The following is a 25534-nucleotide window of genomic DNA, read 5'->3' as shown; positions in this document are numbered from 1 at the left end:
TAAAGACTGAATGCCTAATTTTAAGCATGCGACCAGACAGATATCTCAAGCAATTTATTTTTCCCGAACATGATACGCACCGAACAGCAGAGATTTTTATCGTAAATCCAACTGTTGCGCCTATGCGGCAGGAGGCGGACCGAAGCCGGCTTTATGTATACGACTACGACGCGAATACAATTGATCATAAAGAGCTTGCAGACACTGGAAGCTGCTACATATATAAACACAACAATCGCACAACCTGGCTAAACATTGATGGGATCAGGAAGCAGGATGTTGAAGAAATAAGTCGTCAATATGGAATCCACAATCTTTTGGTGGAAGATATCCTGAGCATAGGTCAACGACCCAAGGTTGACGAAATTGAAGGTATCATGTATTGCTTGCTGAACATGCTATACTTTAATGAAGAAGAGTGCGCAGTTGAACAGGAACAGGTAAGCATTGTATTGGGAGAAAATTTTGTAATCACTTTCCAGGAAGATGAACACCGCGACGTCTTCAACCCGGTGCGTGAAAAGCTTAAACTTCACACAAGCAAGATCCGGCAGCGAAGTGCGGATTATCTCTGTTATGCCCTGCTGGACATGATTGTAGATCAGTATTTTGTAGTGATGGAGAAATTGGGGGAAAAGATAGAAACACTCGAGGAAGATATCATCAGGCATGGAAACACCAGCTCCTTCGGGAAAATCAATGACCTCAGGAAAGAACTCATTGTGCTCAAACGAAACGTTTCACCGGTTCGTGACCTGGTAAATGGTTTCATTAAAAGCGAAACGGAACTAATCGACGACAATACAACAAAATACTTTAAAGACGTATACGACCATATCGTTCAAGCAAACGATTTTGTTGAAAACTATCGTGATATGATGACCAACCTACACGATTTGTACATCAGTAAGGTGAACCTAAGAATGAACGAGGTAATGAAAGTATTGGCGATCGTTACTTGTCTACTTGCTCCGGCAACAGTAATAGGGGGCATCTTCGGGATGAACTTCGACGTTATACCTTACGCCCACCAGGTGTGGGGATTCTATGCAACGGTGATACTGATGTTGGTCATTCCACTTGTAATGTTGATCATCTTCAAAAGAAGGGGCTGGTTTAATTAACCCATTATTGATAAACAACGATCAGCTTTGAGCTTTTCGGGCAACAAGGTTATAGGAGTTAGTGATCATTTCTTTCAGCAATTGAATGGGCAAACTGCCGTCTACGACAATGGTATTCCAATGCCTCTTATTCATATGATAACCGGGCAGAATGCTTTGGTATTGCTCACGTAAACCAATGGCAACTTCAGGATCGCACTTGACGTTGAAACTTAAAGGGTTTGAGTCAAGAGAACATAAGGCAAACACCCGGGTATCTACTTTAAAAACCAGGGTACCCGGTCCGAAAGGAAAGCCTTCTTCAACACGCGGGAAAGAAAGGCAATAAGCCCGAAGTTCCTCAATATTCATCTAACGCTTTTTAAAGATGGGAACCGTGCTACAAGGTTCGCCATACATTATGCTTTTAACGTAAGGACGCAACTTACTGGTAATCTCCACATAGGCAGCTTCGGGAATATTGATATCGCCACATCCTTTTATGACGACACGTTTGTCGGTATATGCGGAGCCATCAACCCTTGCCAGGTTTTTTAAGAAAAGGGTGGCCACCAGGTTATCCCTATTTCCATAAACAATGGCCTTTGCAACAGGCTGTAAATAACTGGTGATAAGCATATATGCCCACATCGGAATAATGGCATCATTCGAACACGTTATACCTACGTTTTTGTCGCGGTATTGCTCCCAATCCAACTGGACTAATGCGTTTCTAAAATCTTTCTCCCTTAACAGTAATTCCCTGAATAGGTAATCTTTGATGTCGAATATAGCAATGGCATCACCCGGGTGAAACTCAGCGAGATCGATGGTAATCAATCCACTTTCCGAAACTTTATTAACAAGTACATTCTCCATAATCCTCAACCGGCATTGATTTGTTACCGCCGGACCAGCAAAGTTAATATAGCAAAAGTTAACGGAAACGCATGGTATTGCCCAAAACTCCACCCGGTAAAATGGTGTAAAAGAAAAACCCCGCATTCACGGGGTTTTCAAAATGGGTAGGAATATTATTAATAAAAATCAAATCGATTGTCTTTGATGTCGGCGGCTTTCCTTAGTGCTTCTATCGCACGGTAAGCACCCATTTGTTTTTGCTGCATTTCCATTTGACGACGTTGATCATCAACATTAACGGCTGCATTTGGAATAGCAGAGATCGATTCGCCTTTAATTACAAATACTCCGGTGTTACCTGCAACCGGCGCACTTACCTTGCCTTGCAAACCTTTGTTGAACGCCAGCCCCGTAATTTTTGGCTCGTTACCGATCTTCGGAATGAAGGGCTGAGCAAAGCTAACACTGTCGGCAGCCTCTATTGTTTGACCGGCAGCCTGGGCCGCAGCTTCCAACGTTGCCGGGTTACTTTTGAACTTAGTGTCGATGATCATGCTGGCTTTCTTCTCATTACGTACAAAAGGTTCAGCCATTGCCCTTGCCTTTGTAACACTCATCACACCTTTTTCATCAATTGATGTGATCATCGCAACTACATACTTATCGCCGAGGTCAAAAGGCTCGCTAACTGAACCTACCTTATTTTCATAAATCCAGCGAACAAGGCTGCGGTTTTCACCAACGCCATTGAGGCTAAAATCATTTTCTTTTACATCAGTGGCGGTCATAGGCAACAGTCCTGCTTTCTTTGCGTTTTCTTCAAAAGCTTTACGATTACGGCTATTCGAAGAAAATTGTCCTGCAGCGGTGCTTGACGTATTAATCGTTTCTGAACTCGCGTTAATGGGTCGTGCCAGGTAGGCTACATTATAAGCTGGACCTATACCCTTCTGCTCCATGACCTCTATGTAATGGTACCCGCTATACCCGCTATTTTCAACCTTTACCGTTTTTTTGTCTCCTGTTCTGCCATAAAATGCAACCTCCGCAAATTCACGGCTCAACCCACTGAATTGCGCAGCTGCAAACTGGTACTCACCTTGGGTTGCTTTACTGCCCTGGTCGTCGCTATACTTTAATACCATTGCATTAAAATCAGCACCGGATTGTATGGCTTTTGCAATACTATCAATACGGGCAGAAGCTACGCTATCAGCTAAGGTGGGTTGTCCAGCTTCGCCTGTCTTAATCAGTATATGACGAACCTTAACGCTATCGGGCATGGTACGCCGACCAACCATTTTCGCCAAAACATAATTTTGTCCATCAAGGTAAGGCCCAAACACCTGTCCATCCGCGAGGGATTTAATTGAGTCTGCGTTAGGCATTTGCATTTGGGAACCCAAAACATATCCATCGAAATAGGGTGTTTCGGTTGAAACCCGACTAAGGTATGATTGAACATCCGTAGCTGCAGCAAATTCAGATTTGGCGGTTTGTACCTGGGCCAGCACCGCTGCCGAGTCAGCAGAAGAAGGGGAAGCATTAAAAGTTACATATGATATGCTGCGGCTTGACTCCTCTTGTCTGAAATCCGACTTATGGGCATCAACATATTTCCTGATGTCGTCATCGCTTACTTTAACCGCGCTATCCGAAATAGATGCATATGGAACGGAAACATATGAAAAACGTGCTATTGCGTTTTGATCCGCGATAAATTTCTCAGCCATCCACTTTGGTATATATGAACTTTGGCTTAAAAGTGCCATGTACTTGGTACGCAGCTGGTTATTTATTGTCGGAACAATCAGGGCATCGTTTACATTTTGTGCATCTCCACCTTTTTGCTTCTTCAACGCAGCAAAGGACTGCTTTGCCTTAGCAATATCCACATTACCCTTTCCATCACCGAAATATTGAGTCATCCATTGGGGCGGATTAGCGCCGAACAGCAGATCATTTAATTCCCGGTCAGTCATTTGAAGACCAAGCTTTTCGTACTCCTGCTCCATAACCATATCGTCGACCGTCTGGCTCCAAACCGCATTCACAATCTGGTCTTTCTGAGCCCCCTGCTGACCCTGCTGCTGCAGGTTTACCATATTGTCGAACCTGCCTTTATCTATCTTTTCCCCGTTTACCTTTCCCAGGGTAGAACCGGAAGTATTTCCACCCCGTGCTCCACCTACAAAGGCATCCATCAATATAAATGCAACCAAACTCAAGGCAATCAATGTAATAACCAATGCCGCATACTTGTCGCGGATCTGTTGAATAACCGACATATCGTTATATAACTTTTAAAAGTGGATGGCAAAAATAGGGGAATATATGTTTCAACATATGTGGATAACGCCTGAAACGCGGTACAGGCCTAAAGTTTCTGGACGTTGGCACGATCATTTCCACCATAAATTTCAAGGCTAAGGAAATCAGGCATAACAATAGAAAAAAATCTCTCCCCACCTGCTTGTTTAAAACAACTGATTTGTGTGTATAACCATCCTTTTCTCATGGCAAAAACGGGGGAAATTGGGGTTTAACTTGCCATGTCATACCGGGTTGCTGGTGATTGCCTTAGTAAAACCCAATTTGCTAAAACCTTATTAACAGGTTTAAAGTATCCCAATCCTGATCTCTTTTTACAGTCCACCGGTAATCCACCAATGTTAGTAAGCAAGGCAAATCCTCAATGATATTATAAAGTACACTGTGGATTGGGTGTTAACAACAGTGAATAAACCAGCTTTAGCTAAATTTGCAAATAACCTGGTAAAAAGTTATCCCGCTATTCACACCACTAATAGTAGTAGCTATTTTATAAAAAAGATTAAACTATATATAATACTACCATAATTATGAACATAGTTGAAGCAAAACAAAGTGTAGGTCACAAAGGTTTTCTCGATATTGATATCGACGTTAACATTGACCTGTTTGCTGAAATTGAACGCCTTAAAAAAGAAAAGAATGCTATAGTGCTTGCGCACTTTTACCAGGAGCCCGATATTCAGGATGTTGCAGATTTTATAGGAGATAGTCTGGGACTCGCTCAAAAGGCCCAGAGCACCGAAGCAGATATGATTGTTTTTGCGGGTGTTCACTTCATGGCAGAAACCGCTAAAATCCTGAACCCGACCCGGAAAGTTGTATTACCAGACCTTAAGGCCGGCTGCTCGTTGGCCGACAGTGCACCTGCGGAGCTCTTTAAGGCCTTCAAAGAGAAGCACCCGGACCATTTGGTCATAAGCTATATAAATTGCACTGCCGACATCAAGGCGCTTAGTGACATCATATGCACCAGCAGCAATGCGGAGAAGATCATCGAGAGTCTTCCGCCAGAACAGAAAATCATTTTTGCTCCGGATAAAAACCTCGGCGGGTACCTGCAGAAGAAAACAGGTCGGGAAATGTTGCTGTGGAACGGGGCTTGTATGGTTCACGAAATTTTTAGCCTCGAAAAGATTACCAAACTCAAGGTTAGACACCCTTATGCTAAAGTGATTGCTCATCCTGAATGCGAGGAGGCGGTTTTACGGGTTGCAGACTATATTGGTAGCACTACCCAGTTACTCCGATTTGCTACCACAGATCCGGGCAATGAGTTTATTGTAGCTACCGAAACCGGGATACTGCATCAAATGCAAAAAAATTCTCCAAAAAAGACCTTTATACCCGCGCCTCCAACGAATTCGTGTGCATGTAACGATTGCCCTTATATGAAGTTAAACACGTTGGAGAAGCTTTACCTGTGTATGGAATACGAAACCCCGGAGATACTCATGGATGAGCAACTCAGGCTTGCGGCAAAAAAGCCTATCGACCGGATGCTCGAAATCAGCAAAGCGGCCGGACTCATCGGCTAGCTTGAATTCAGCGGAAAGCCGCAGCTTTAGTTACGCGATTATAAACGAAAATGCCGGTTCGAACTGAACCGGCATTTTCTATAAGAAAAGACCCTGCTTAGAAATTGTACTCGATATCCAACAGGTTCTTATTTAATTGATTCTTTTTTTTCTTTTTCTTTTTGTCTGAAAATATTAGCGCAAGCACAAACACGGTTGTAACTGCCACTACTTTCAGGGCAAGCGCATTCCTGTCGAACCTATCTTCAGGCAGGTACACCACACCGTTCGGGTCTGTTATCGCTGGTTCGTCAATATAACGGCCTTGTTCGGGTACTGCACGCTCATCAAAGTGTTGCGACAAGGAAAGCAGGGCGTCGCGAAGTTCTACCCCGTGCATAGGCTTACCATGGCCGGTGGCTGCAACTTTCGGGTTTAATGCGGAAAGTTCAAGAACTGAGCTTTTTGCACTTTGCCAATCGTAGGTAAAATACTTTGGGGGCCCCTGTATCGTTTTCTTCTGTGTCATCACAGAAAATGCCGACTCCTGGTTTGTGGTTACGAATGCGTCTCCCGCAATGATAACCTTGTCTGACTGCCTGAACAAACTAATATGGCCGGGAGAGTGCCCTGGTGTATGAATATAGCTCCATTGTTGCAACACAGGTATTGTGCCGTCGGCTGGTAGCACATTTATCCTGTTCCAAACATCAATCGGTCCATTTGGATAAACCCAAGACATCCAGGCCATCATGCCTCCGCCCACAGTTGGATCGGGCGGTGGATAAGACGACTTGCCCGTTAGATAAGGTATTTCTAAAAAATGTGCATAAACCGGCACGTCCCATTCCTCGGCAAGCCGTGCCAGAGAACCAACGTGATCAAAATGGCCGTGGGTTAAGATGATCGCTGAAGGACGATTATCGGATCCAAAAAGGTAATCGGCCATCTTCTTTATCTTTCCCGCAGACCACTTTAAACCGGTATCGACCAGGACCCAATCAGCGGACTCTTCATCCTGGATCATATAAAAGTTTACAAATACGTCTTTCATGCCCCATATGCCGGGAGCAACGCTAAACATGTTCCGGGGAATGCGCTCATTCTGTACTGCTTTCATATTTATGCTGGAGTTTTCTTTTGAAGATGACTGAATTGTTTATCGGATGAAGGTTTTCGTAATAAAAACATGCCACGCATACAATACTGCTACGTGCTGACAAACATCCTGTTTTGAGCAAATTTTAGTTCAAAAGGTTCAAACATGGCTTCCGAAGTAGTATGATAAACAAAGTGCTATCCAGATGGGTAAAAGCAATTACTATGCTTCAAGATTCATGTACACCTTGTACTTGCGGTTGCGGCACAGGATTTTTAGAACTAAACAAAAACCAGATCATGAGCAAAGAAAAAAGGACACCGGAAACCGACAAAGAAGAGCAACCAGACCCTATTAATAAGCCTGAAGAAGTGCCCGAGTCAAACGATGAAAAGATCGACCAGGATTTTCCCGGTTACCCCCACTATCCTGCTAAAGACGACATTCTAAATCCAGAGAACAATACCGAACGGGTAGACGTTGACGTGGAAAATATCACAAGGTCAACAAACAAAATTCGTTTTATTGAACGGGACGAAACACAACGTCCCAATTCCGGCGAAGATGCAGCAGCTACCGAAGAAGACGATGAAATTGGTATAGTGGCCGGAACAGAGGCGGATGTAACCGAAGATGATCTTTTAATATTGGAAGCTACAGACGGCACTATTGGCCGTAATATGGAGGAAGAACTTACCGCAACAGATAGTCTGAAAGACATAATGGCCGACGATCTTGATTTACCCGGCACAGAGATGGACGACAACAATGAAGCGTTGGGCGAGGAAGACGAAGAAAACAATTATTATAGCCTCGGTGCTGACAAAGAGGATATCCTTGAAGACATCAATGATTAATGGGTGGGAAATTATTTCCGCACCTACAGGAGATAATAAAACATCGTAGAACGGGACCTTTACTTTTAACTACGGGTGGCCAGGCTTACTTCAAACCGGTAGGAACCGTTTCAGCGCTAGGAATAACTTTTACCTTCCGGCTGCTGAAAACTTCAATCTTCTTAAGTATCCAGATAGATAACATCAGCCACATCAGGCCGAGGCAAAATCCTGCAATCACATCACTTGCATAGTGTACACGCAGGTATACCCTGCTTGCACCCACACAAACAATTAATAAGCTAAGCACCGTTATACTAATTATTTTAACTGTACGGTGAATGGTTTCACTCCGATAAATCATGTAGATCAGCAAGCCATAAAATGAACAACTCATGGTTGCATGGCCACTCGGAAAACTCATTCCCCTGGCTGCTTCGAGCAATGGCATTAAGGGACGCTCCCGCTTAAAAAAAAGTTTCAGCAGAAACATCATACACATGCTGCTTAGTGCAATAACAGGTACCCTAATGGAATACCATCGATGTTTACGTATGAAGGCAAAATAGAAAACGAGTATTAGATTAGCGGGAATTAGAAAATAGTGGGTACCAAGCAGAGAAAAGAATTCCATTATCTCTGTACTCCTATAGCTTACAATCGAGTTCATAAACCGGAAGGCCCGCTGGTCAAACTCTTCGCGGTTTTGAAAAAAAACCATCCTGATTAAAAAAACAAAAACCAGCATTGCACCGAAAAAAGCAATAAGGGTAACGAGCAATTCAACAGACACCAGGGTAACCGTTGCCCAAAATTTCTTAATGCCCTGTCTTACCCTTTTTATCATTTAATCAGTTTATTTTTTGTGTCAGTTGCGGGACAGAGGCATATAGCCAAAACCAGAATACACAAAAATTGGTGCCAGTATTTTGACCTAAAGTATACTCTTTCGCATGATATCGTACAGGATCTTTTGATCAGCTTCATTCCATGATCTTGTGGTATCCTGTAGGAAGTGTCGCTTAAAAGCAAGCTTTGCTGCCGAGCTATCACGTACATCGTAGCCTACAATTTTCAACCCCAGTATAGCATTAAAATTTTCGGGAACAAAAAGGTTAGTGGTATCGCTGTACCAAAGTCCGAACCCACGTTCTGAAAGCATTCTCCACGGGAACGTGACATTCGGATCGTTTTTACGGGTAGGCGCAATATCAGCATGGCCGATGAAATTGTTTACGGGTATTGCATACTTAAACTTTAAAGTATCCAATAATACCAGTAAGCTGTTGATCTGCGGTTCAGTAAACGTTTCAAAACCGTTGTTGTCGATTTCAATACCGATGGATGAAGAATTTATATCGGTTAGTGAACCCCAACGTGCCGAACCTCCATGCCATGCGCGCAGGTAATCGTTAAGCATATGATGCACCATACCATCCTTACAAATTACATAATGTGCACTAACCTGGGTACGTACCAGCGTAAAGGTTTTTAATGTTTGCTCACAACTATTTTGGGCAGTGTGATGGATAATGACATAGTTTGGCTTACGAAGGTTGAAGTTGGTTGTGCCCACCCATTGCGTAGGAACCTTGTTTGTTGCTGCAAAAAGACCAGGTTTTTGCCTCAATTGTTTACTAAGTTCCTTTGCCTGTCTTTTATAGTGAAGATTGGTTTCGTGATATGGATGATGACTACAGCCAGCTACAAGCAAAACCATACAAAGCATAAAAAACAAAAGGGATCGCATGCTGTAATTTTTGCACAATTAAACGATTCTTTACGAAAGGTAGTTTAGGTTATCGCAGGCATGAAAAGATAGTAAAACCTAACCAATGCAAGTGGAGGACCACTTTGATATCAACACTGCTGCGGATTTTCGCTGAAAGTGCTCTCTCAGCAAACGGCATTATGCCCTTGAAAATGGGTCAGTGTACTTTAACCGGTTGCCTGAGCCGGATGGGCGGTATTGCCGGCATATTGTGGACATCTTCGATTGGTGGGGTCGTATATTGGCCTACCCGCAACCTGTTATTGGTGACACCCGGTTGGGTCTGAGGCCGAGAATTGATCGGGGCTCGCCTGTTACTTTCCGCCACAGGTGAGCGACGGTGAATACAACTATAAACATATGGTTGAACTTCGGCTATAAAAAACGGTACTAAAGCACAATCCCCGACTATTCTTTTATTTTCAACCTGAACTTTTCGATGGCATTTTTGCTGTGATCGCTAAGTATCAATTTGCCGCTGATTGCTGCCCGCTCGCTAAGCATATCATCCCAGTGTTCTGTGCCTTTCCAAAAAATTCTTTTTAGCTCTTTTGTTGCTGCGGGGCTACTATGGGCCAGCGAGTCGGACAATCGTTCAATCGAGTCGTCCATACCAGTAGTTTCTGCGTGTAGTTCGGCATAAAGTCCCTTCCTTCTTGCCCAATCGGCGGTGCGCCACATGGCTGAATCGATACTGAGCTGGGTGAATGCTGAAAGACCAAGTTTACGTTCAACAGCCGGACCTACTACAAAAGGGCCGATGCCAATCGATAGCTCGCTAAGCTTAACGTCTGCTCCTTCCTTTGCAATGGCATAATCAGCCGCTGCTGCAATACCCACTCCTCCACCAACGCACTTACCATGTATTCTTGCAATAACAAACTGGGGTGTTTTACGCATTGCATTTATGACCTTGCTAAATCCAAGAAAAAACTGAAAGCCTTCCTGCTCGTTAGTGATAGCAGCAAGCTCCTGGAACGAAGCACCGGAACAAAAAGTAGTATCGCCGGTTGACCGTAATACAATCACTTTTGTATGACTATTTAATCCCTCACTATGGATTGTTTGTGCAAGGTTTTCGAGCAATTTGGCGGGCAGAGAATTTCCCTGTGGATGATGAAACTCAATGGTGCAAATACCATGTTCGGTTTCCGTTTTTACATAGCCTTCTTTGATTTCGGTAATCATATAGCATTTGTTTGGTGTAATAAAGATCAGGTGGCCCGATTTTCCGGAAAGACGGATCTCATGCAATTCTGTTTACCAACGCAGTTGCTTAGTAAGCTGAATATTGAACATTGAGTACAAGAGTGCGACGCAACGATGTTGATCTAAATCATCACCGCCGGGCCCAAAAAAAAAGACCGTAATTGAGCAACTACCGATTACTAACTCCCGCAACATGGTTGATCAGGTAGTGAATTTAAACGAATACGAGATGACTTGCAACAGGTAATTTTCGCAACCGGTAAATCAAGACATTATTCTGCAGCATTCATTTTAAACTTGCGTATTTCGGTCAGCCTTCCCTTTTCTTGACCATGGTTAAAATGGTGGCTACCGCTACCTGCTCGTTGTCCTGATCATAAACATCGACGAACCATTTAACGATCCCCTTTCCGATCTCGCTTTCGTCGCGTTTATCCTTATCAATCTTTTCCTTTACCGTTAACCTGACACCGATGGTAGTACCTGCATACACAGGTTTTGTAAATCGCAGTTCATCTATTCCATAATTCAGTAATACCGGTCCTTTTTCTGCATTTACAAATAAACCGGCAGCTGCACTTAGTATGAAGTAGCCATGTGCAACCGGTTTTTCGAAGAGTGTACCTTGAAGGGAAGTATGGTCGGTATGTGCATAGAAGTGGTCCCAGCTAAGATTGGCAAAGTTTGATATGTCGGCTTCGGTGATTGTTCGCTTTGCTGTCACCAGCGTGTCGCCTACTTTCAATTCTTCGAAGTACTTTTTAAATGGATGTTTTTCCTCCTGAACTTGTTTTGCACCGGCCTGGTAAACGTTTGTGATTGCAGAGATCATTGTAGGTGATCCCTGTATGGCAACCCGTTGCATATAATGTTTTACACCGCGGATGCCGCCCATCTCTTCGCCTCCCCCGGCCCGGCCAGGTCCGCCATGAACGAGGAGTGGAAGTGGACTACCAAAACCGGTATGCTCTTTTGCGCATTCGTTATCGAGCACGAGTATGCGACCATGATGGGTGGCTGCCTGTAAAACAAAGGTTGATGCAATCTTTGGATCGGCAGTGACTACAGAACAAACCAGGGAACCTTTGCCTTTTTTTGCTAACTCAACCGCATCGCCGATGGTTGAATATGGCATAAGGGTACTGACCGGTCCGAATGCTTCAATGGTATGAACGTCCTCTGCTGAGAAAGGATTAGTATTCATTAAAAGCATGGGCGACAGGAATGCGCCAACATTATAGTCGGCATCGACAAGGTCGGCATGATCCAGGCTCCCATAAACAAGTGAGGACGAACGGAGCAATTCTTTTACATGGTTTCTAACCTCTTCAACCTGCCCTTTGCCGGCCAGGGCTCCCATTTTAACCTGTTCATTGGCGGGATTACCAATGACTGTTTTTTGAAGTGCAGCACCGATAGCAATCTGCACATCTTCGAGTTTGTTAACCGGTACAAATATTCTCCGGATAGCAGTACACTTTTGCCCTGCTTTCGCCGTCATCTCCCGTCTGACTTCTTTTATAAACAGGTCCCATTCGGGCATACCGGGTTCCACATCAGTACCCAGCACAATACAATTGAGGCTATCCGCCTCCATGTTAAACGGAACATTTTCCTCGAGAATTCTCTGGCGCGATTTCAACTTTTGGCCGGTAACGGCGGAGCCGGTAAATGTGATCACATCCTGGGAACAAACAAGATCTAATAAGTTGCCGGTGCTGCCGCAAATGAGTTGAAGTGCCCCTGCCGGCAGTATACCTGACCGATGGATCTCTTTTACTACGGCCTGGGTAAGATAACAGGTGAGTGAAGCAGGTTTAACAATGGCCGGTACCCCTGCCAGCAAGTTGACCGCAATTTTTTCAAGCATGCCCCACACCGGGAAATTAAAAGCATTGATGTGGATTGCGACGCCCTCTTTTGGTACCAGGATGTGTTGACCCACGAACCCTCCTGTTTTGCTGAGTTTGTGGCTCTCACCGTCGAGACAAAAGGTTTCATTTGGAAATTTCCTGCGGAGTGAAGCGTTGGCAAACAGGTTTCCTATACCTCCTTCTATATCGATCCAACTATCTGATCTTGTGGCACCGGTTTGATAGCTGATGTTGTAAAACTGTTCTTTGCGATCGGATAGATATAATGCAAGCGCCCGTAACATTCGACCCCGCTCGTGGAAGGTCAATTTGCGGAGCGCAGGGTTTCCGACTGTACGCGCAAAGTTGAGCATGGCTTCGAAGTCAAGCCCGTCGGCTGTTGCAATTGCAACCGGGCTGGCAGTAACGGCGTTTACCAATAACTGGCCGTCGCCATCGCCTGTAACCCATTTATCCAGAACAAAATTTTCCAGTTTTTGCATAAGCACCTTTATTGAACAAAACTAACAATTGTTAGTAAAATCGTGTCTGGAAATAATACGATGATGTATTACCATGCAGGGGATTGTTATGAGAACTTTGGGCCGCTGTGCGGAAGGATTAGATAGTATGAAAAAGAGATTTTGCAGGCTTACACGACTCGTGTTAATCCTCATTATCGCGGAACTTTTTAAAGAGATCGTAGCGGAATTTGATGTTTCCATCAGGGCCCGGTGTTCCGCGGATATAAACGCTGGTGCCGCCTTTCTTGTCCGTGCCCACATTCTCAGGAGTATAATCTTTGTCCCTTTTTTTGAGGTTGCTTAGGGGGATCTGGATGGAGAGATCGGTAGTTTTCTTCATGCTGTAGACCCCTTCCACAAACATTGATAGTACGCTGGATTGGATCTCCATACGTTTGATTTTAACCTCCTGGTTTTTGATCTCAAGCGTGTCTTTCAATTCGGCGAATTGTATGTTATCAAAATCGCGATTTTTAAAGAGAAAATTCTGGAGCTTTTTAACGGGTTCATAATTTAGAAGCGCACCGTTCTTTAATGAAAAAACCACGAGGCCGTCGATTGTTGATGGGTATACGTTGCCATTGTCGTCAAGACCAACATAGAGGTTTACCTCGGAGGTTAGCTGCCCCCGCAGGCTTTCACTTGTAATACCATCCTGGCCGAAATTGTCGAAGGCGCCAAAGACCCTACTCACGTCCATATTTGTGAGGGATATGCGCGCTTTTGCATCGTGATAGTTAACGTTTTTGTCTTTTAATGAGCCAGTTATTTCCATTTGACCACCGGCATGGTTGAGGCTGATCTTTTGTAGAATCCAGCTGTCCTGCAACATGTTGATCAACCCCGTAACGTTTGTTGCCTGGAACTTTTTGTAGATGAGCTTATCGGCACGAAGACTAACATCTATGCTTCCCTTTTCAAGTACTTCATCCAGCTTTCGTGCGGCGCTTTCAATTTGGTTGCCAATGCCTTTTTTGGCTACAACGTTCTGCCGTTTTTTGAGCAACGACGTAAAGGCAGCAAGATTTAAGGAGGGCGAATAAACACTCCAGTCAAGCACCACTTTATTAACCTGAGTGTTGACGAGGGTTAGCACGTTTCGGGCTGTTCCCTCCATGATGATACTATTATTTAAGACCTCGCATTGGAGGTTTTGCACAAAGACATCCGAGTTGCGAAATACAATCTTGCCATTAACATTCTGAAGTGGGATGCCGCGAGGGTTATAGTTGATTAAACCATTGCGGATGTTGATCACTCCATTGACAAAAGAGTTATTTGTCGTGTTTCTTTGCAGAGGACCCTTATACTTTAAGTCGGCTTCTGCCTGCCCGGAATTAAGCGTGATTGAAGCGCTGTTTAAAAGGCCATTAAGCGTTGTGAGTGGAAACTTTGATTTGAGATCACAGGTCAATAAGGGCTTGTACAAATCATTGATAAGAATGTTTTCGGATGTAATTGGCAGACCCTGCCACTTACCTGTGAACTTGCGGATTTCAATTCGAGAATTCGGATCTTTCCTGGGCAAGCCGGCAACTACTTCGTTTGTATAACTTCCTGCAAAAGAACAGTCGTTGAATTCGATAAGGGGGCTTTTAATGTCGTTGTTTTTGGTTAGCCAGGATGCATGTATTAGTGGCTCTCCTTTTAACGGACCCTGAACCGAAACAGATACACTGAGCTTGTTACTTGCCTCTACTATGGAAAGGGCTTTAGAAATTTTTTGTGTAACCAGGGTACGTGCGAAATTGTAGCCAATGTCGCGGGTGTGAACACGCAATAGCATTTCGGGCTTTCGCCCTTCGATGGGCGATAGATCAAACCTGCCTGTAAGATTAAAGGGATGTTTCGCAATACGCACATCGATGCTGTCGAACTGAAGTTGTTTCAAGTCTTTGTTGTAACGAAGCGCATAGTTGCCCTCGAACGATTTTTCTTTGATGAAGCTTCCGCGCGGCAAATAAAATGCAAGGCTGCGTACGAAGATGTTGTTGTTTACATCCATCGACAAAACCGAACCCTCATCTTTGATATCCGCTTTGAGTGACTGAACCGTGAAGTCGATTAGCTTTTGTTTTTCCAGGTCGTCGATTGTAACAACGAAGTCGTTGAGACTTACATCGCGAAGTTCACTGTTTTGTGAAACCGATGCAGGTTTTTTAGCCTGGGCTTTTTGCTTTAGCAGGTAACTGTTGCTATAGCCGGTACTGTCGGTAAAAAGATATAAACTCCCTTTACGAATCTGGATACCCGTAAGTGCCGACTCTTTTTTTATGAGCTTCCAAAAGCCAACACGCACAAATACCTGTGCTGCCTGGAAAAAGGTGTGTTGATGTTGCTGAAACAAGGTGTCTTTTACAGATATATCGCGAAGTACCACCGACACACTGGGAAAACTCGTGAAAAAGCTTAAGTCGACATCCCGAATGGAGACATCGCCTTCAATCCTTTTGCCGATTTCCGTGGTAATTTGACTGACTATTGACTTCTTGTTGGTAGTCACATACACATAAACGATTATATACAACACCAAAAGAAAGCCCACCAGAAAACCAAAACCCTTAAGTGTGTTTTTAAGATATTTGTTCAAGAAGTGTAGTTGTATATCATATAGACAAATTACTATGCCAACAACTGCGTTCGGAAAGCGAAATTTGACCGAAGCCGGATTTTTAGAGGTATGTGCCTGTTGTATGCCGGGGAATTACACTTAGTTACCGGGGTACTAAGTGTTTAGCCCGCAAAGTTGTAATGTAACCAGGCAGAAGCGCAATAAGAATTCGCCCTAAACATGGGATACATCCTAAACTTTTTAGACACGCGGGTTTTGTTGTTATTAACCGTTTAGCCGCCAAGGTTATGAATATCTCAGAAAAGTTTCTTCCGGTGAGTTTTAAGCAAGATTTTCACGGGATTTGTGATCAGCTCGCGGGGATAGACCCGGAATTGTGCGCGATAACCGGGTTATATGGTTACCCGCCATTATGGAGCCGTGCACCCAGCTTCAAAACAATTATTCACTTTATCCTGGAACAGCAGGTTTCGCTGGCCTCAGCAAAGGCTGCCCTGAATAAGCTGGAAGACCTTATTCCTGAATTTACCCCTGAACGATTGCTGGAACTTTCGCCTGAAGACCTGAGAGCCTGTTATTTCAGCCGGCAAAAGGCGGGTTATGCGCGGGGAGTAGCCGAAGCCATTGTTACGGGGGACTTAGTAATCGACGATTTGCTGTGTATGCCAGATGTAGATATCCGGAAAACACTAAAAAACCTTAAGGGTATCGGAGACTGGACGGTAGACGTCTTCCTGATGATGTCGTTACATCGTTGCGATCTGTTTCCCATCGGCGACGTTGCCCTGGTTACAAGTACAAGAGCAGTAAAACACTTAGGGAAACACGCGGGTAAGGATGAGATACTACAGACTGCCGAGCAATGGCGGCCTTACCGTTCGGTTGCCGCTTATATGCTGTGGCATGCCTATCTTCAAAAAAGAAAGAAGCCCTGAATATTAAAACTGTTTCCAGCGGGGTTTAACCCGATTGGATGCGTGTTATCGTTTCAGGTCGTGCGGAAGGGATTGCAGCGTGGACTTGTAGCGGAGTAGTAGCGGAAAGCCCGACCAAAGGGTCACGCCACGACAGAAAAGTACCACGGGGCCGCTGCGTATACTAACACCAAAAAATAATAGAATCGAAAAGGGCTTCCTTCGATAGTTTCGAAGAAAGCCCCTCCAACATATATCCTGGTCTACTTACTTACGATGTCGGAAGACAAGGGAGTAATCTCGGTATAACGATAAATCGGGTCGATGTTTTCGCTGGTATTGTGAATGACAGCAAGGTCCTTGATAATACCCGAATTCATACCATAAACCCAGCCATGCAGGTGCAGTTCTCTTTCGGCCCATGCACGCTGAACAATAGTAGTTTTTGCAAGATTTCTCACCTGTTCGATTACATTGAGTTCAGTTAAGCGGTTTGCCCTTTCCGTGTGGTCCGCTATCGCATCGAGTTCTGCGCTGTTCTGGTGGTACACGTCTTTAATGTTCCGAAGCCAATTATCCACGTATCCATGATAGGTGTTTGTCATCGACGTAATTACCCCACCACATCCGTAGTGACCCACGACCATGATGTGTTTTACTTTCAGGTATTTTACGGCATACTCCAACACGCTTAACAAGTTTGTATCGGTATGCACCACCATATTGGCAATGTTGCGGTGCACGAATATTTCGCCACTCTCGGTATTTGTAATCTCATTCGCCGGAACCCGGCTGTCACTACATCCGATCCACAGGTAGTCCGGCTTTTGCCCTTTAGACAGGTTATTGAAGTATTCAGGATTTTCTGAAAGTTTTCTTTCAGCATATAATTTGTTTCCTTCAATAAGTTTCAGATAAGAATTTTCCATTCTAATTTGTTTTAACGCTTTAAGAAATGTTTTGAAATGAGATGACCTAAAAACAGGTAAACGACCTGGTTTCATTCATCATTAAGCAGCCTATACTTATGTGATAACCTGTTCTAGTGAAAGTTACTGTAAGCGAAAGCGGGATCCACCTTTGATCCAGCTACCATGTCGAAAACCGGATTGATCAATCCGTCAGCAAGATTATAAACCCATCCATGCAGGTGCGGCCTGTTTTCTTCCGCCCATGCCTTCTGCACGATCGAAGTTTTGGAAAGGTTAATCACCTGCTCCTGTACCGTAAGTTCGACAAGCTTGTTTAACCTTGGGTCACCTTCCGGTAGTTGCTCAAGTTCGTCGCGGTGTATCCGATAAACGTCTTTGATATTTCGAAGCCACATATTCAACACCTGCTTGTAGTCGTTGGTGGTGAGCGCAGCTTTGATACCACCACAACCATAATGGCCGCACACAATCACGTGTTTAACTTTGAGCACATCAACTGCATAATGTAAAACACTAAGCATGTTTACGTCTGTGTTTACAACAAGGTTAGCTATGTTCCGGTGAACAAATATTTCCCCGGGGTAAGTGTTGGTGATCTGGTTAGCCGGAACCCTACTGTCGCTGCAACCGATCCAAAGAAATTCAGGTGTTTGAATATGTTCTAACCTGGAAAAGAACTCAGGATCCGCTTTCTTCATTTCTTTTGCCCAGGCCTTGTTTTCGAGCAGCAATTTGTCGTAAGAGGTCATAACCTTAAACGTTTACAGGTTCGTTAACCAGGAGGTGCATCGTTTTATTCATGCTCTTTTTAATCTCCACGGTTATGTTCTTCAGGTGGGCGTGTTTGAGAAAATTATTGATTTCTTCGATGACGTCTTTATCGATAAAATCTGCGCGGGTAGCATCGATGAGGATGTATGAATTTTCCGGAACTTCTTCAAGTTTACGTTTGATGATCGGTTTATTTAAGAAGGAAACATCCTTACGAAGGCGAACAAGGTACCTGTTGTCGTCGTTTACAACAAGCACAGAAGATTTAAAGTTGCTGCGGACCATAAAGAACAAGCCTACCAGGATACCAATTACAATTCCCACCAACAAGTCGGTTAACAGGATAGCCAATACAGTAACCACGAACGGTGTAAACTGATCCCAGCCTTTCTTATAAAAATCCTTGAACAAACCAACTTTTGCAAGTTTGTAACCGGTAAAGATCAGGATAGCAGCAAGGGCCGACAGGGGGATTAGGTTTAGTACCGTAGGGATAAAGTATACTGAAACGAGTAGTAACGTTCCATGGGTGATGGTAGAAACCTTTGTTTTGGCACCGGCCATTACGTTAGCGGAGCTACGTACCACCACCGAGGTCAATGGTAAGCCTCCGATTAGGCCCGATACAAAATTGCCCACGCCTTGGGCTTTCAACTCACGGTTTGTTGGAGTTACCCTTTTGAGTGGATCCAGTTTGTCTACAGCTTCAATACCGAGTAAAGTTTCAAGGCTTGCAACGATTGCGATAGTGAGGCCGCTTATCCAAACCTGGGGGTTGGTGATGTGCGAAAAATCGGGAAATGTAAAAAACGAAATAAACATGCCTGCATTTTCAGCAATCGGTAGGGTAACAAGGTGTTTTTGCTCGAGGGCAAGATTTGGCGCACTGCCGGCAAAAAGAATATTTATAAACACGCCTGCCAGAACTACGACCAGCGGTCCGGGAACAAGTGACAGTATCCTTTTGGATTTAAAAAACTTTGTTTCCCATGCAATCAGAATGATCAATGATACCAACGCGATAATCAGGGCACCTGGTGTAATTGCATTGAGCGAGTGAAATATACCCGTAAAGGTATTTTCATCGTTACCCTGAACAAATGATTCATCACCAACATAGTTTTTGTCGTAGCCAAAAAAGTGCGGAAGTTGTTTCAATATCAGGATTATGCCGATGGCGGCCAACATTCCCTTTATCACGGAATTTGGAACGTAGTCGCCGATGATACCGGCCTTTAGAAAGCCAAGAATCAACTGTATGATACCGGCTAATACCACTGCAAGCAAAAAAGCTTCATACACCTGCAATTTTGTGATTGCAGCAACTACAATGGCTGTTAAGCCTGCCGCCGGACCACTCACGCTTAATTGAGAGCCACTTAAGCAGCCTATTACAATGCCGCCGACCATACCGGCGATAATGCCGGAAAATAGTGGTGCACCTGAACCTAATGCAATACCTAAACACAATGGCAAAGCCACCAAAAACACAACAATCGATGCAGGAAGATCAGCGCCGGCGTTCTGTAAGTATTTTTTCATTCTTCTTATTTTTTAAAAGGATACAGTACAAGATCAGGGTAAGATGATGCTTATACAAAGCAGTATTTGATCATTGAGACTGTAAGACGCACAATAATGCGGGAAACAAAGCTGTAGATCTGTAAATTTTGAAATTTGCGCGATGAATAACGCGGGCCGCTTGATGCAAAAAACGATCAAACAGTAGAGCAGGAATTACCGGGAACATTGGCAACGGCCACTAAACCCAGGCTAAAACAACAGCTATAAAAACGCGGGAAGCCGGGATTAGTTCCAGGAATTAACAACGGTCGGGTGGTGGAGATACCACATCCGTGGAGTGATTGGATGGTATTTGCTCCGAAATATGAATATAGATCAAAGCCTTAGAACATTCCTTGTTAGAGGTATGCGAAACAAACGGTGAAAAAAGCATAGCCTTTACAAAATGGCCATCTTCAGCGTGTGTCTCATTACCGTGGGGGATTTCTTCTGTCCATTGATTTTGGCTGAGCGCCTTACCAATCTTTTGCACAGGCACAATCTGAATCAACATCAGCATTGCTAAAACAATCGATATGATTTTAGGCCGTGGCATGTACGCAAATATAACGGCAGAAAATGTTCTGACCAAGCGACTCAACCGTTTAACAAATAAATGACAGATAGCCTTAAAGCTTAATCTTGTCATAACGACCACAATAGAAAATTATGTATTCAGTCCTCCACAAACACTTATCACCTGCCCGGTGACATAGCTACTTAAATCGCTGGCAAGGAATAATGTTGAGTCAGCAATTTCTTCAGCTTTGCCAAACCTGCCAAGTGGTATTTTTTCAAGAAAATTTTTCGAAGCATCACCCTCTTTTAAGTATTGGGTCATGTCGGTTTCGATAAAGCCGGGTGCTATGGCATTGCATCGGATGTTCCTGCTGCCAAGTTCCAGTGCTACGGATTTTGTAAAACCGATAATTCCCGCCTTTGAAGCGGCATAGCTGCTTTGACCGGCGTTCCCCCTGAGACCGATAATGGAACTCATATTAATTATGCTGCCTTTCCTGGCTTTCATCATCGGCTTTATAACCTGCTTGGTCATATTAAACACACTCTTCAGGTTCACCTGCATCACCTCGTCCCATTGCTCGGGTGTCATGCGCAACAACAGGTTGTCTTTACTAATGCCGGCATTATTAACGCAAATATCTATACTGCCGAATTCCTTAAGCACGTCATTTACAAAGGACTCGCACTCACCTATAATCGCCGCATTACTGCGGTATGCCTTTCCTTTAACCCCCAGAGCGGTAATCCTTTCTTCAACTGCTTTGGCTTTGTCGGCACTACCTTCGCTTACATACGTAAAAGCAACATGGGCACCATGGGCCGCAAGACGTTCAGCAATGGCAGCACCAATGCCGCGGGCTGCACCTGTAACGATCGCTACTTTTCCTTCGAGCAATTTCATGAGGTCAGTTTTAAAGATTAGGATCCGATGTCGTTTATTTAAGAGCTTTTTGTGGTGACCGGCTACCGGAATTCCATTTTGCCGTCATTGCCCGCCCGGATGAACTCTGTTCGGACGGGTGTCACTCGCTTGTACTGAATATCTTTATTCACCGAATTTTCCAACAACAAGCTTAAGTAAACGACATTGGATTAGGATCTCAAAAATATAGTATTCGGGGGCAAAGTAATCGTAATCAACAGCATATTAAAAAGGTTTATCGTTGATTTATCCCTTTTGCTGAGTTTAGGGCTTTGTTGGTCCTTCGGTAATAAGAAGGCTGCGGTAAAAAGTTAAGGTACAGAGGGAACACTGCGCGACCAGGGGTCATTTGGACCGGCATAAGGAGTTGCAGATCGTACACACGCCTATCCGATAAGGGACATGTGGGCGTAAGACTGTAGAAGGTGCTTTTTATGGAGGCTTTTTGTAAACCCTACATCAGTTCCGTAATTTCTTCGAGATAACTGCGGTCATTGCTCAGCCGCGGTACTTTGTGTTGACCACCAAGCTTGCCTTTGCTGCGCAGCCATTCCTGGAAAACCCCCTTTCGGAGGTTTCTAACCACCGGCATCCTTAAGGCGATATCTTTATGCCTTTTCGCCTCGTAATCGCTGTTCACGCTTTTAAGCGCACTGTCGAGCTCATATGTAAACAGGCCAAGGTCGGATGGCTCATTCTCGAATTCTATCAGCCACTCGTGGCTGCCATTCCCATAGTCGCTAAAGTAAATCGGTGCAGCGGTATAATCATTTACAACAGCGCCGGTTTTTTCGCAGGCCACCGCTATTGCGCGGTCAGAATTATCTACAATCACCTCTTCGCCGAAGGCGTTGATGAAGTGTTTTACCCTGCCGGTAACCTTTATTTTAAACGGAAAACGGGAAGTAAACTTTACGGTATCGCCAACAAGATACCGCCACAAACCACCATTTGTGCTGATAACAATTGCGTAGTTCTTATTTAGTTCAACCTTGTCGAGCCCAACTGTTTCTGGTGAAGCTTTGCCGTATTCTTCCACCGGCATAAACTCGTAAAAAACCCCATGTTGAAGAAAAAGCAACATACCTTCTTCATTGGGGTTATTCATAGCTGCAAAAAAACCTTCGCTTGCATTATAAAGATCGATATAATGAATAGGCGCCCCTATAAGTTTATCAAACTGTTCGCGGTACGGTGTAAATGATACCCCGCCATGAATGTATAGTTCCAGGTTTGGCCAGACCTCTTTTAAGTTTTGCTTCCCGGTGATTTCAAGAATCCGTTTGATTAACACAAGCGTCCACGTTGGAACACCGCTAATGCTGGTAACATTTTCGGGAATGGTCGACTCGGCTAGTCTTTCTATTTTTGTTTCCCATTCATCAAGCAGAGCGATGGATAGCTCCGGGGTTCGCAGCCAATGTCCCCAAAATGGTGTGTTCTGCATGAGCACGGCGCTTAGATCCCCGTATTGCGAGTCATCATTAAGCCGGTTTACCTGGTGGCTTCCGCCGATAACCAGACCCTTCCCGGTCAGCAGATCACTATCCGGATTGAAATTGTAATAAAGGGTAAGCACATCCTTTGCGCCCTGGAAATGGGTTTCCTGCAGACTTTCATCGGTAATAGGTATAAACTTGCTTTTGTCGCTGGTTGTTCCGCTGCTTTTTGCAAACCAGCTAACCTGTGTGTTCCACAAGAGGTTTTGCTCGCCATTCATGATCCGCTCGATATAGGGCTTTAGGTCGTCGTATTCACTAATGGGCACCGCCTCTTTGAAAGCAGACACGGTGAATAATTTATCAAAGCCATATTTCCGGCCAAACTCGGTGTATTGCGCAGAGGTAACAAGATGCTGAAGCACTTCTCGTTGTGCTTCCAGCGGATGATTAATCCAGTGTTCGATATGCCACAACCTTAATCTGGCAAGCCGGGAAATCGCAGGACTGAAAATTTTCATATGGTGCAATAATAGGTAAAAACCAGTTTTGTGAATAAATGGGCCAGGTGGCTGCCTTAGCGTAAACGTTGGCTTGTCACAGTGTATTCGACGATGTTGTTTCGGGATCGTTGGTATTCACATGGCTAACGGTGCTAACATAACCTGGTTGCGCGTTGTTACGGCCCATTTCAATAATCCAGTCTTTCCTTTTTAATTCAAAATTTGTTCCCAGGTACAAGCGACGTACCTGTTCATCCTGTGCAAGTTGTTCGGCTGTACCGGTTTTAAAGATTTTTCCTTCAATCAGGAGGTAAGCGCGATCGCAGATGGACAGTGTTTCGTTTACGTTGTGGTCGGTAATGAGTATTCCAATATTTCGGTATTTAAGCCGGGCAACCACCGTTTGAATATCTTCAACGGCAATGGGGTCAACACCGGCAAAAGGTTCATCAAGCAGTATAAACTTTGGGTCTACAGCCAGCGCACGCGCAATCTCGGTACGTCGCCTTTCACCACCGCTCAGGCTGTCGCCATTGTTTCTTCTTACATGGTGAAGGTTAAATTCATCAAGTAAGGCCTCAAGTTTTGCCTTTTGTTCTTTTCGCGACAACCGGGTCATTTCAAGAACGGCTTTAATATTATCCTCAACAGAAAGCTTCCTGAACACACTCGCTTCCTGGGGTAAATAGCCAATACCCATTTGGGCCCGTTTATACATGGGTAACCGGGTAATATCCAGGTCGTTCAGGAAAACCGCTCCCTTATCTGGTTTAATCAAACCCACAACCATATAAAAGGTGGTTGTTTTTCCTGCACCATTCGGACCTAATAAACCTACGATCTCACCTTGCCTGACGTTTACAGAAACATCATCAACAACCGTGCGGTTCTTATAGCTCTTAATCAGGTGATCGGTATGTATATTCAGGCTCAAACGGTACAGTTTGAAACAAAAATAAGTATATAGCCTATGAAAGTACAGCTCTTAACAGTTTGTTGAGCTGCCTGGCACATAAGAGGAGCTACCCTTGCGTTGGGCCAGGTCGCTGCTCTACCCTGCGGCAGCCGTGGTACTTTTATATGGATTGTTGATTTATGTTTCAATGCCATTTACTTAAGCAATTTTTATGGACCCGGCCACGGAATTCTATAGGACATCGTTGCGTCGCACTCTTGTACCATTGGAAGTAGCTGGGCAAACAAATTACATAATCGGCTTAACTAAACGACATTGATTTATGTTTGCAGAACAGATAATATATAATGACAGTTATTGATCACATAAACCAGGGAAAAGACACCCTGATCTCTTTTGAAGTGTTGCCACCTTTGAAGGGAAAAAGCATAAACTCCATCTACGATCACCTCGATCCACTGATGGAATTTAAGCCTTCCTGGATAAACGTGACTTATCACCGAAGTGAAACGATGTTTAAAAAAAAGCAAGATGGCACCTTTGACAAAGTAGAAGTAAGAAAAAGACCGGGAACCGTAGGCATATGTGCGGCCATCATGAACCACTACCAGATTGATGCTGTTCCCCATTTTATCTGCGGAGGCTTTAGTAAACGGGAAACCGAAGACGCCCTGATCGACCTGAACTTTCTTGATGTTGACAATGTACTCGTGTTAAGGGGCGATGCACCCAAAAATGAAACCGCTTTTGAGCCTGAACCCGACGGGCACCGATATGCAATCGACCTGCTGAAACAGGTTTCGAACCTTAATAATGGTATCTACCTCGACGAGGACATCCTGAATGGTGGTAAAACCAAGTTTTGTATTGGGGTAGCGGGCTATCCGGAAAAACACTTTGAGGCTCCAAATCTCGAGATTGACCTTCAGCGCCTGAAAGACAAAGTGGAAGCCGGGGCATGTTATATTATGACACAAATGTTTTTCGACAATAAAAAGTTCTTCCAGTTTGTAAACGACTGCCGTGCCATTGGGATTAATGTGCCGATCATTCCCGGCCTTAAACCCCTCACTACTAAAAAACAATTGTCGGTTCTGCCGCGTTTGTTCCATGTCGACATTCCTACGGATCTTTCGAATAGCATTATGAAGTGTAAAACAGATGCCGAATGCGAGATTGTTGGCGCGGAGTGGCTATTGCAACAAAGTAAAGAGCTTAGGGAATTTGGTGTTCCCGTACTCCACTACTATACCCTGGGCAAGCCAAAGGTGATCTGGAACGTGGTTAAGGAACTTGTATAGTTCCTGTTTCGCTGATCTTTAAAGCTCAAAATAAAAAGGCCAAACCGCAAAGGTTTGGCCTTTTCTATGCCGTGT

The 25534-nt window shown here is 44.2% G+C and carries 21 protein-coding genes; 5 read left to right on the top strand and 16 right to left on the bottom strand.

Annotated elements, in window-relative coordinates; translation table 11 throughout:
* The first annotated feature begins 26 nt into the window (after positions 1 to 26).
* Positions 27 to 1124, top strand: coding sequence for a magnesium/cobalt transporter CorA (gene corA, locus EXU57_RS13860; RefSeq protein WP_133268815.1), 1098 nt, complete (start codon positions 27 to 29; stop codon positions 1122 to 1124).
* 21 nt (positions 1125 to 1145) lie between these two features.
* Here corA and EXU57_RS13855 read toward each other — a convergent pair whose 3' ends face one another.
* The 3 genes from EXU57_RS13855 to EXU57_RS13845 all read right to left on the bottom strand — a co-directional run bounded on the left by EXU57_RS13855 (position 1146) and on the right by EXU57_RS13845 (position 4252).
* Positions 1146 to 1475 (bottom strand): MmcQ/YjbR family DNA-binding protein, encoded by a 330-nt coding sequence (locus EXU57_RS13855; protein ID WP_133268814.1) that lies wholly within the window; start codon positions 1473 to 1475, stop codon positions 1146 to 1148.
* Positions 1476 to 1982, bottom strand: coding sequence for a DUF2480 family protein (locus tag EXU57_RS13850; RefSeq protein ID WP_133268813.1), 507 nt, complete (start codon positions 1980 to 1982; stop codon positions 1476 to 1478). It lies immediately after the preceding gene.
* 158 nt (positions 1983 to 2140) lie between these two features.
* A complete protein-coding gene (locus EXU57_RS13845) occupies positions 2141 to 4252 on the bottom strand; it encodes a peptidylprolyl isomerase (RefSeq protein WP_133268812.1) in 2112 nt (703 codons plus the stop codon).
* A gap of 573 nt (positions 4253 to 4825) precedes the next feature.
* Between EXU57_RS13845 and nadA the strand changes: the two genes are divergently transcribed.
* Positions 4826 to 5833, top strand: coding sequence for a quinolinate synthase NadA (gene nadA / locus EXU57_RS13840; RefSeq protein ID WP_133268811.1), 1008 nt, complete (start codon positions 4826 to 4828; stop codon positions 5831 to 5833).
* Positions 5834 to 5930: 97 nt separating this feature from the next.
* On the opposite strand, the gene EXU57_RS13835 is transcribed toward nadA, so the two are convergent.
* On the bottom strand, positions 5931 to 6932 hold the full coding sequence (locus EXU57_RS13835) for an MBL fold metallo-hydrolase (protein ID WP_243745595.1): 1002 nt from the start codon (positions 6930 to 6932) through the stop codon (positions 5931 to 5933).
* Between the two features lie 278 nt (positions 6933 to 7210).
* Between EXU57_RS13835 and EXU57_RS13830 the strand changes: the two genes are divergently transcribed.
* Positions 7211 to 7768, top strand: coding sequence for a hypothetical protein (locus EXU57_RS13830; protein ID WP_133268810.1), 558 nt, complete (start codon positions 7211 to 7213; stop codon positions 7766 to 7768).
* Positions 7769 to 7853: 85 nt separating this feature from the next.
* On the opposite strand, the gene EXU57_RS13825 is transcribed toward EXU57_RS13830, so the two are convergent.
* The 5 genes from EXU57_RS13825 to EXU57_RS13805 all read right to left on the bottom strand — a co-directional run bounded on the left by EXU57_RS13825 (position 7854) and on the right by EXU57_RS13805 (position 15694).
* Positions 7854 to 8594, bottom strand: a complete 741-nt coding sequence (locus tag EXU57_RS13825; RefSeq protein WP_133268809.1) for a phosphatase PAP2 family protein — start codon at positions 8592 to 8594, stop codon at positions 7854 to 7856.
* 87 nt (positions 8595 to 8681) lie between these two features.
* A complete protein-coding gene (locus tag EXU57_RS13820; protein ID WP_133268808.1) occupies positions 8682 to 9497 on the bottom strand; it encodes an N-acetylmuramoyl-L-alanine amidase in 816 nt (271 codons plus the stop codon).
* Between the two features lie 429 nt (positions 9498 to 9926).
* Positions 9927 to 10706, bottom strand: a complete 780-nt coding sequence (locus EXU57_RS13815) for an enoyl-CoA hydratase/isomerase family protein (RefSeq protein WP_133268807.1) — start codon at positions 10704 to 10706, stop codon at positions 9927 to 9929.
* 331 nt (positions 10707 to 11037) lie between these two features.
* Complete coding sequence (paaZ, locus tag EXU57_RS13810; RefSeq protein WP_133268806.1) at positions 11038 to 13083, bottom strand: phenylacetic acid degradation bifunctional protein PaaZ; 2046 nt, start codon at positions 13081 to 13083, stop codon at positions 11038 to 11040.
* A 163-nt stretch (positions 13084 to 13246) separates the two neighbouring features.
* Positions 13247 to 15694, bottom strand: coding sequence for an AsmA-like C-terminal region-containing protein (locus tag EXU57_RS13805; protein WP_133268805.1), 2448 nt, complete (start codon positions 15692 to 15694; stop codon positions 13247 to 13249).
* A 269-nt stretch (positions 15695 to 15963) separates the two neighbouring features.
* Between EXU57_RS13805 and EXU57_RS13800 the strand changes: the two genes are divergently transcribed.
* Complete coding sequence (locus tag EXU57_RS13800) at positions 15964 to 16611, top strand: DNA-3-methyladenine glycosylase family protein (RefSeq protein WP_133268804.1); 648 nt, start codon at positions 15964 to 15966, stop codon at positions 16609 to 16611.
* Positions 16612 to 16853: 242 nt separating this feature from the next.
* On the opposite strand, the gene EXU57_RS13795 is transcribed toward EXU57_RS13800, so the two are convergent.
* The 7 genes from EXU57_RS13795 to lptB form a co-directional block, all read right to left on the bottom strand.
* Positions 16854 to 17519 carry a carbonic anhydrase gene (locus EXU57_RS13795; RefSeq protein ID WP_133268803.1) on the bottom strand — a complete coding sequence of 222 codons (666 nt, stop codon included), beginning with the start codon at positions 17517 to 17519 and terminating at the stop codon, positions 16854 to 16856.
* A 113-nt stretch (positions 17520 to 17632) separates the two neighbouring features.
* On the bottom strand, positions 17633 to 18271 hold the full coding sequence (locus EXU57_RS13790) for a carbonic anhydrase (RefSeq protein ID WP_133268802.1): 639 nt from the start codon (positions 18269 to 18271) through the stop codon (positions 17633 to 17635).
* A 4-nt stretch (positions 18272 to 18275) separates the two neighbouring features.
* Positions 18276 to 19835, bottom strand: coding sequence for a SulP family inorganic anion transporter (locus tag EXU57_RS13785; RefSeq protein WP_133268801.1), 1560 nt, complete (start codon positions 19833 to 19835; stop codon positions 18276 to 18278).
* A 280-nt stretch (positions 19836 to 20115) separates the two neighbouring features.
* Complete coding sequence (locus EXU57_RS13780; protein WP_133268800.1) at positions 20116 to 20505, bottom strand: hypothetical protein; 390 nt, start codon at positions 20503 to 20505, stop codon at positions 20116 to 20118.
* Positions 20506 to 20523: 18 nt separating this feature from the next.
* On the bottom strand, positions 20524 to 21279 hold the full coding sequence (gene fabG, locus EXU57_RS13775) for a 3-oxoacyl-[acyl-carrier-protein] reductase (RefSeq protein WP_133268799.1): 756 nt from the start codon (positions 21277 to 21279) through the stop codon (positions 20524 to 20526).
* 475 nt (positions 21280 to 21754) lie between these two features.
* On the bottom strand, positions 21755 to 23260 hold the full coding sequence (locus EXU57_RS13770; protein ID WP_133268798.1) for a GH3 auxin-responsive promoter family protein: 1506 nt from the start codon (positions 23258 to 23260) through the stop codon (positions 21755 to 21757).
* Between the two features lie 76 nt (positions 23261 to 23336).
* Positions 23337 to 24176: an LPS export ABC transporter ATP-binding protein gene (lptB, locus tag EXU57_RS13765; RefSeq protein ID WP_207955478.1), complete on the bottom strand. Its 840-nt coding sequence runs from the start codon at positions 24174 to 24176 to the stop codon at positions 23337 to 23339.
* A 329-nt stretch (positions 24177 to 24505) separates the two neighbouring features.
* Between lptB and EXU57_RS13760 the strand changes: the two genes are divergently transcribed.
* Positions 24506 to 25459 carry a methylenetetrahydrofolate reductase gene (locus EXU57_RS13760; RefSeq protein WP_133268797.1) on the top strand — a complete coding sequence of 318 codons (954 nt, stop codon included), beginning with the start codon at positions 24506 to 24508 and terminating at the stop codon, positions 25457 to 25459.
* Positions 25460 to 25534 lie beyond the last annotated feature (75 nt).

The organism is Segetibacter sp. 3557_3, from assembly GCF_004354985.1.
In the GTDB taxonomy this organism is placed as follows: domain Bacteria; phylum Bacteroidota; class Bacteroidia; order Chitinophagales; family Chitinophagaceae; genus Segetibacter.
Note: the sequence above shows the minus strand (reverse complement) of the source record. Positions and strands in the feature narration are given on the sequence as shown.